This window comes from Frankia tisae, assembly GCF_025403405.1.
Taxonomy (GTDB): domain Bacteria; phylum Actinomycetota; class Actinomycetes; order Frankiales; family Frankiaceae; genus Frankia; species Frankia tisai.
Map to the genome: position 1 here is coordinate 1 of NZ_JANEZT010000365.1, position 6,642 is coordinate 6,642.

General features: G+C 69.2%; 5 protein-coding genes and 1 tRNA gene. 4 read left to right on the forward strand and 2 right to left on the reverse strand.

The genetic code is table 11. The features are described 5' to 3' along the window. From NBZ85_RS25560 to NBZ85_RS25570, 3 genes are all read left to right on the forward strand, one after another. Nucleotides 1–314, forward strand: a 314-nt coding sequence (locus NBZ85_RS25560) for a hypothetical protein (protein WP_261562737.1), incomplete at its 5' end; no start/stop codon positions are given. Nucleotides 315–410: 96 nt separating this feature from the next. Next, nucleotides 411–1,109, forward strand: a complete 699-nt coding sequence (orn, locus tag NBZ85_RS25565) for an oligoribonuclease (RefSeq protein WP_261559525.1) — start codon at nt 411–413, stop codon at nt 1,107–1,109. A gap of 159 nt (nt 1,110–1,268) precedes the next feature. Beyond that, nucleotides 1,269–1,344: transfer RNA gene (locus tag NBZ85_RS25570), tRNA-His, on the forward strand. Between the two features lie 481 nt (nt 1,345–1,825). Here NBZ85_RS25570 and NBZ85_RS25575 read toward each other — a convergent pair. Continuing rightward, complete coding sequence (locus tag NBZ85_RS25575) at nt 1,826–3,253, reverse strand: WD40 repeat domain-containing protein (protein ID WP_261559524.1); 1,428 nt, start codon at nt 3,251–3,253, stop codon at nt 1,826–1,828. A 271-nt stretch (nt 3,254–3,524) separates the two neighbouring features. Further along, complete coding sequence (locus NBZ85_RS25580; RefSeq protein ID WP_136448721.1) at nt 3,525–4,241, reverse strand: response regulator; 717 nt, start codon at nt 4,239–4,241, stop codon at nt 3,525–3,527. Between the two features lie 462 nt (nt 4,242–4,703). On the opposite strand from NBZ85_RS25580, the gene NBZ85_RS25585 reads away from it, so the two are divergent. Next, entirely contained in the window at nt 4,704–6,275 is a 1,572-nt protein-coding gene (locus NBZ85_RS25585) for an aldehyde dehydrogenase family protein (protein ID WP_261559523.1), read from the forward strand. Nucleotides 6,276–6,642: the final 367 nt, after the last annotated feature.

Sequence of the window (6,642 nt, forward strand, 5' to 3'; positions counted from 1 at the left end):
CCCCGCAGCCGACCGCCACGCTGCTCGTCTTCGCCGGCGTCCAGCCGGGCGAACGGATCTCGGGTTTCCGCGCAATCCGGGTGGAATCGGCCAGCTACGACGGCCCACTGGAGTACGTGCTCAACGGGCCGATCGTCCCGTTCCGACTGAACCTGAACCAGGCGCCCTACGGGTTCAACCCCCATACCGGCGGCTGGCAGACCACCGAGGTACCGAACGGGGACTACACCCTGACAGCCATCCCGACCGAAGTGGCGAGCGACCAGATCTCCATCAAATTTACTGTGAGTAATGTTACCGCTGCAACCGGCTGACCTCCGGTGCCATGTGCCCGACCTTGCAGGCAACTCCCGGGGGTGCGCGTGACGTTGCGGGTCGCAGACCCTAGTGTCAGTGGGATGGATCGTCTGGTGTGGATCGACTGCGAGATGACGGGCCTGGAGGCCGCGTCGGATCTGCTGCTAGAAGTGGCCTGCCTGGTTACGGACAGTGAGCTAAACATCCTCGACGAGGGCATTGACCTGGTCATCTCGGCGCCGGACGAGGCGCTGGAGGCGATGGTGCCCGTCGTGCGCGAGATGCACCAGACCTCCGGCCTCACCGCCGCCGTCCGCGCCTCCGCACTGCCCCTGGCGGACGCTGAGGCACAGGTCCTCGACTACGTCCGCGCCCGCGTGCCGGAGGTGCGCAAGGCGCCGCTGTGCGGCAACTCGATCGCCACCGACCGCACCTTCCTCGCCCGCTACATGCCGTCGCTGGACGCCCACCTCCACTACCGCATGATCGACGTCTCGTCCATCAAGGAGCTCGCCCGGCGCTGGTACGTGCGGACGTACTACGCCGCGCCGGTCAAGCGCGGCGGCCACCGGGCGCTGGCCGACATCCAGGAAAGCATCGAGGAGCTGCGCTACTACCGGCAGGCGCTGTTCGTGCCGCCGCCCGGCCCCAGCACCGAGCAGGCCCGGACGATCGCGGCCCAGGTCCGCGACGAGACCGACGCCATCCTCGCCGCGCTCCCCGCTGGCACCTCCGTCCCGACGGCGCCGCCCGGCGCCGCCGCGGCGGAGGGCACCCCGTCGGCCGCCCCGGACCGCGCGAACGCAACGTGATACCCACGTCACCGGCGACCCCCCTGCCCACGAGGCGGCATCGACCGGTACGATGGCTTCGCTCGGTGAGACGCTCCAGGCGGCGCACTCGGGGCCCGTACCGGTAGGAGCTCACCGGTGCGTCCTGATCAGCCAAGTCAGGTGTGGTCATCGGTCATGGTGGGTGTAGCTCAGTTGGTAGAGCACCGGGTTGTGGTCCCGGTGGCCGCGGGTTCAAGTCCCGTCATCCACCCCAACGCACTAGCCGTTCCGCCAGGGCTGATGGTCCGGGTAGCACGCCGATCCAGGCTGTCTCTCTGGTCCTGCCGAGAGAAGACCGCGTGGCCTGGATTCAGGAGCACGCGAACCACGTCCGTGTCATGTGCCGTGAGGGTGGCCGAGGCCGGCCGTAGCCCGGAGTACGAGAAGTCCGCATCCCGTACCGAGGCCGAGGTCCACAAGAGGCTTGTCGAGGCCGCCGGGAACCGCCGCCCGACGCCCATGGCGGAGGACGGCCGCCCGCCGCGCCCGATCGCCGGTCCGCCCCGCACCGTCGAGACCTGGGCGACGTTCTGGTTGTCAGGTCTGTCCGGGGTGCGAGGCCGCATCGCGAAGGACTACGAACGCGACCTCCACAACCACGTGTTGCCCGCGTTGGGTGGCCTGGAACTCACCGCCGTGTCCGGCACCGACGTGAGTCCGCTTGCCCCGACTGTGTCGCTTCCGCAGGTGGATGGTTATCTGGAGATTCGGCTTCTCCACAGGAGGATCTCCTGGACGTCCAAGAAGGCGCCCAGGATGCGTCCGTCGGGCAGGGCAATCATGGGGGACAGGAAGCTGTTGAGGCCGGGGAGGGGGTCACGGACCAGCTCTCTGGTGATGGGGTCCCATACCTGCACCGCGTCCGCGCTGGCGGAGGCGAGCAGGGCGCGTCCGTCAGGCAGGGCGACCGCGGCCAGGGCGGTCACCCAGCTGGTGTGGCCGGTGAATGGGTCACCGACGGCCTCTCCGGCGACCGGGTCCCACAGCCGCACCGTCTTGTCCGGGCCAGCGGAGGCGACGAGCGTGCGTCCGTCAGGTAGCCCGACAACAGCCAGGGCGGTCACCCTGTCGGTGTGGCCGGTGAATGGGTCACCGACGGCCTCTCCGGCGACCGGGTCCCACAGCCGCACCGTGTGGTCTGCGCCGCCGGAGACAAGGAGGGTGCGTCCGTCGGGCAGGACGACCGCGGCCAGGGCGGTCACCTCGTCGGTATGGCCGGTGAGGGGTTCACCGACCGGCTTTCTGGTGATCGGGTCCCACAGCGTCAACTCCCCCTGGTAATGGCTGGTGGCGGTGACGAGGAGATTGCGTCCGTCGGGCAGGACGACCGTGGCCAGGTCGTGCAGCGACCAGCCGCGGAATTCGATGGGTTCACCGACTGGTCTTCCGGTGGTCGGGTCCCACAGCCACACCGTCCCCTCCTCGCTGCCCGTGGCGAGGAGGGTGCGTCCGTCGGGCATGGTGACCGTGGTTAGGGCGACCACCTCGTTTTGGTAACCGGAGGGGTTGATCGTGTGGACTAGTACTTCGGTGACCGGGTTCCACAGCCGCACCGGCTGGTCTCTGCCGGCGGTGGCGAGAAGGCCCAATCCGTGGGGCATGTCGACCATGGTCAGGACTCTCACCGTGGTGGTGTTGTAGCCGGTGCGGGAGGTACCGAGGGCACCGAGGGTGCGGACCAGTTTTCCGGTGAGCGGGTCCCACAGCTGCGCCGCGTTGTCGGCCAGGCCGGCGGAGGCGAGGAAGACGTGTCCGTCGGACGGGTCGACCATGGCCAGGGCGAACAGCTCGCCGGTGGCGCTCCTGAGGGGATCACCGTGTGGTTCTCCGGTGGCCGGGTTCCACAGGTGCACCATCCGGTCCCAGCCGGCCGAGGCGAGGAGGGTCGGTCCGTCCTCTTCGAACCACGGGACGAACGGGGCCAGGGCGAACACCCCGCCGCGGTGACCGATGATGGGCTCGCCGACTGGGTCTCCGGTGGCCGCGTCCCACAGCCGCACCGTCTCGTCCTTGCCGCCGGAGGCGAGCAGGACACGCCCGTCTCGCAGCTCGACAAAGGTCAGAGCGTGCACCACCTCGGTGTGGCCAGTGAGGGTCCGGCGGCCGATATCGATCTTGCTCATAGGGTTGTCGTCACCCGGAAAGTGTTTCACCGGCACGGATCGCATCAGACCGACTTCGGGACGATCTGGATCTGTGACGCGGGACACGGAGTGCTTTCACGTCATCGACGAGTCGTCGAAGTGTTAGCGCACCCCGACCGACGCGCCCCATAGGCGATAGGTGCAGGTCAGAGGAGCGCCCCGGGGGGTACCAGTCCCGTCACCCACCCCAGGCCGGAGCACATGTTGATCTCTCTGTAGATCAGCATGTGCTGCTCCCAGGGCCGGTCGGTCACTCGATGTCGAACAGGCCCTGGCGCACCGCGTACATGACGGCCTCCATCCGCGAGTGCAGCTGGAGCTTGTCCAGGATGTTGCGCACGTGGTTCTTGACCGTGTTCTCGCTGATGAACAGCTTGCGGGCGATCTCGCGGTTCGCCCGGCCCTCCGCGACGAGCTTGAGCACCTCGAGTTCGCGGGCGGTCAGGTGCGGGGCGTGCACGCGAGGGCGGTCCTCGGTGCCGCGGGCCATCGTGGCGAACTCGACCATCAGCTTCGACGCCATCGACGGGCTGATCAGACTCTGCCCGTTGTGCACGGCGCGGACGGCGTCGGCCACCTCGTGCGGCGGGATCGACTTGAGCAGGTACCCGACGGCACCCGCCTTGATCGCCTCGAACAGGTCGGACTCCTCGTCGGACACGGTGAGCATGACGATCCGGGTGCGCGGCATCGCCCGCTTGATCGCCCCGGCCGCGGCGATGCCGTCCCGGCCGGGCATGCGGACGTCCATCAGCACGATGTCCGGCGAGGTGCCGGAGGCCAGGGTCAGCGCCTCCTGGCCGTCACCGGCGCGGCCGACGACGCTGATGTCCTCCTCGATCTCCAGAACCGTCTGCAGGCCCTGAAGAAAAAGCTCATGATCGTCTACAACGAGGACCCGGATCGGTACGGAGCCCTCGACAGGGTCGGCTTCAGCGGCCGACGGCGGCACGACACTGGCCGTCATCACACATCCGGGAATCAGGATCGAATCGTCCGGGCGACGACGCGGACGCGAACGAAAGATGGTTCAGACACCCTTCCACTCTACGTGATGAGGTACACACCAGAGGTCGTGACAGCGCCCGAGTGACGCCCGTGCCTCCCCCCATTAACGCATCCGACATGCCGGAAATAGTACGCGGTGGACGGTCTCCGCCACCGCGTTTCGCTGGCTTCGGCACCGGAACGGCAGCGGTTTCGGCCGGTCAGGGGGTTTTCGCCCGACCACGATGCCACAGCCGGGCACGGGCACGGGCACGACAATCGGAGGGTCGGCGCCCGGGTCACGTAATGAGCGCTCGTCACGCCAATTTACCGACCGTCAATCGGTGGGTACCGTTATCTGCGGTCGATCGAATTATCGGATGTACGGTATGCGTCGCTCTTCTGCTGGCGCGTCCGGCGGTTGACCCTCAATCTCATGTGTATGGCCGCGACCACCAGCACCCCTCAGCCGCGACTCCACATCAAGCCGGGTACCACCTGGTCCGAAGCGTTCGCCCGTTGCCGCGAGATCGCCCCGGAGGCGTTCGACTCCGACCGCCTGCGCAACCTGTGGGGCGGCGAGTGGCGCCGCACCGGCAATCCCCTGCACAGTCACTCCCCCGTCGACGGCTCACCGATCGCCGGGCCGCCCATGCTGGGCCAGGACGAGGCGCAGGAGGCGATCAGGGCCGCCCTCGACGACCACAAGCAGTGGCGCGACGTGGCGCTGGCCGAGCGCAAGGCCCGCGTGCGCGCCGCCGTCGACGCGATGGACGCCCACCGCGAGCTGCTCGCGCTGCTACTCGTCTGGGAGATCGGCAAGCCCTGGCGCCTCGCCCTCACCGACGTCGATCGTGCCCTCGACGGCGTCCGCTGGTACCTCGACGAGATCGACGGCATGATCGCCGGCCGCGGCCCGCTGCCCGGCCCGGTCAGCAACATCGCGAGCTGGAACTACCCGATGAGCGTGCTCATGCACGCCATGCTGGTCCAGATGCTCGCCGGCAACGGCACGATCGCGAAGACCCCCACCGACGGCGGGGCCGCCTGCCTGACGCTGGCCAGCGCCCTGGCCCGCCGGGAGGGCCTGCCAGTCTCGCTGGTGAGCGGGTCGGGCTCGCGGCTGTCCTCGGCGCTGGTGCGCGCCCCGGAGATCGGTTGCCTGGCGTTCGTCGGCGGCCGCTCCGCCGGCGGGCAGGTCGCCGCCGCCCTCGTCGACACCGGAAAGCGCCACTTCCTCGAGCAGGAGGGGCTCAACGCCTGGGGCATCTGGGACTTCTCCCAGTGGGACACCCTCGCCGCCCACCTGCGCAAGGGCTTCGAGTACGGCAAGCAGCGCTGCACCGCCTACCCCCGGTACGTCGTCCAGCGCCAGCTCTTCGATCGCTTCCTCGAGATGTACCTGCCGGTGGTCTCCGGGGTCCGGTTCGGCCATCCCCTCGCCGTCGCCGACGACGCCGACCCGCTACCCGAGCTGGACTATGGCCCCGTCATCACCACCGACAAGGCCACGGAACTCGCCGCGAAGGTCGACGAGGCGATCACCAAGGGCGGCGTGCCGCTCTACCGCGGCGACCTCGCCGACGGCCGGTTCATCCCCGGCCAGGACACCTCCGCCTACGTCCCGCCAGTGGCGATCCTGCACCCGCCCGCCTCCAGCGCGCTGCACCACGCCGAGCCGTTCGGGCCGATCGACACGATCGTCGTCGTCGACTCCGAGGCCGAGCTGCTGGCCGCCATGAACGCCTCCAACGGCGCGCTGGTCGCCTCCCTGGCCTGCGACGACGAGTCCTACGCCCACCGGCTCGCCGGGGAGCTGCAGGCGTTCAAGGTCGGCGTCAACAAGCCACGCTCCCGCGGCGACCGCGACGAACCGTTCGGCGGGCGCGGCGCGTCCTGGAAGGGCGCATTCGTCGGCGGCGCCCACCTCGCCAGGGCCGTCACCGTCGGACCCGACCCGCACGAACGCCTCGTCGGCAACTTCCCCAGCTACTCCCTGTACCCCGAGATCTGAGGGACTCCCCGGGACCAACGACTACCAGAGCCGGCCGGGCACCGGCCGGGAGGGTGCACCCTCCCGGCCACGGGGGCGCGTATCTGGTTGTGATCAGGGGATGGTCCGCGCGGAGCTCCCTGAGCTAGATCGTCGGGGAGTGGAGTCGGCGGCCGGTGTGGCAGCCGTCAGTCCCGCCCCAGCCGAGGCGTCGAGATGGGCGGTTCCCGGTGGTGGCCGTGGGCAGTTGCAGGAGGTTTGAGGGCGGTTGCGGGCACGTGGGCCGCGATTAACCTCCTGCACCTGCTGACCGCCGGCTGGCTGGGAGGGGTGTCGAGCGAGCTTTGCGGCGTTAGGTGGCCGTGTGGGCCTGAGGGTGGGTGAGGGG

Coding starts and splice junctions, on each gene's coding strand:
- NBZ85_RS25575 (WP_261559524.1), bottom strand. CDS start 3,253: ATGAGCAAGATCGATATCGGCCGCCGGACCCTCACTGGCCACACCGAG.
- NBZ85_RS25580 (WP_136448721.1), bottom strand. CDS start 4,241: ATGACGGCCAGTGTCGTGCCGCCGTCGGCCGCTGAAGCCGACCCTGTC.
- NBZ85_RS25585 (WP_261559523.1), top strand. CDS start 4,704: ATGGCCGCGACCACCAGCACCCCTCAGCCGCGACTCCACATCAAGCCG.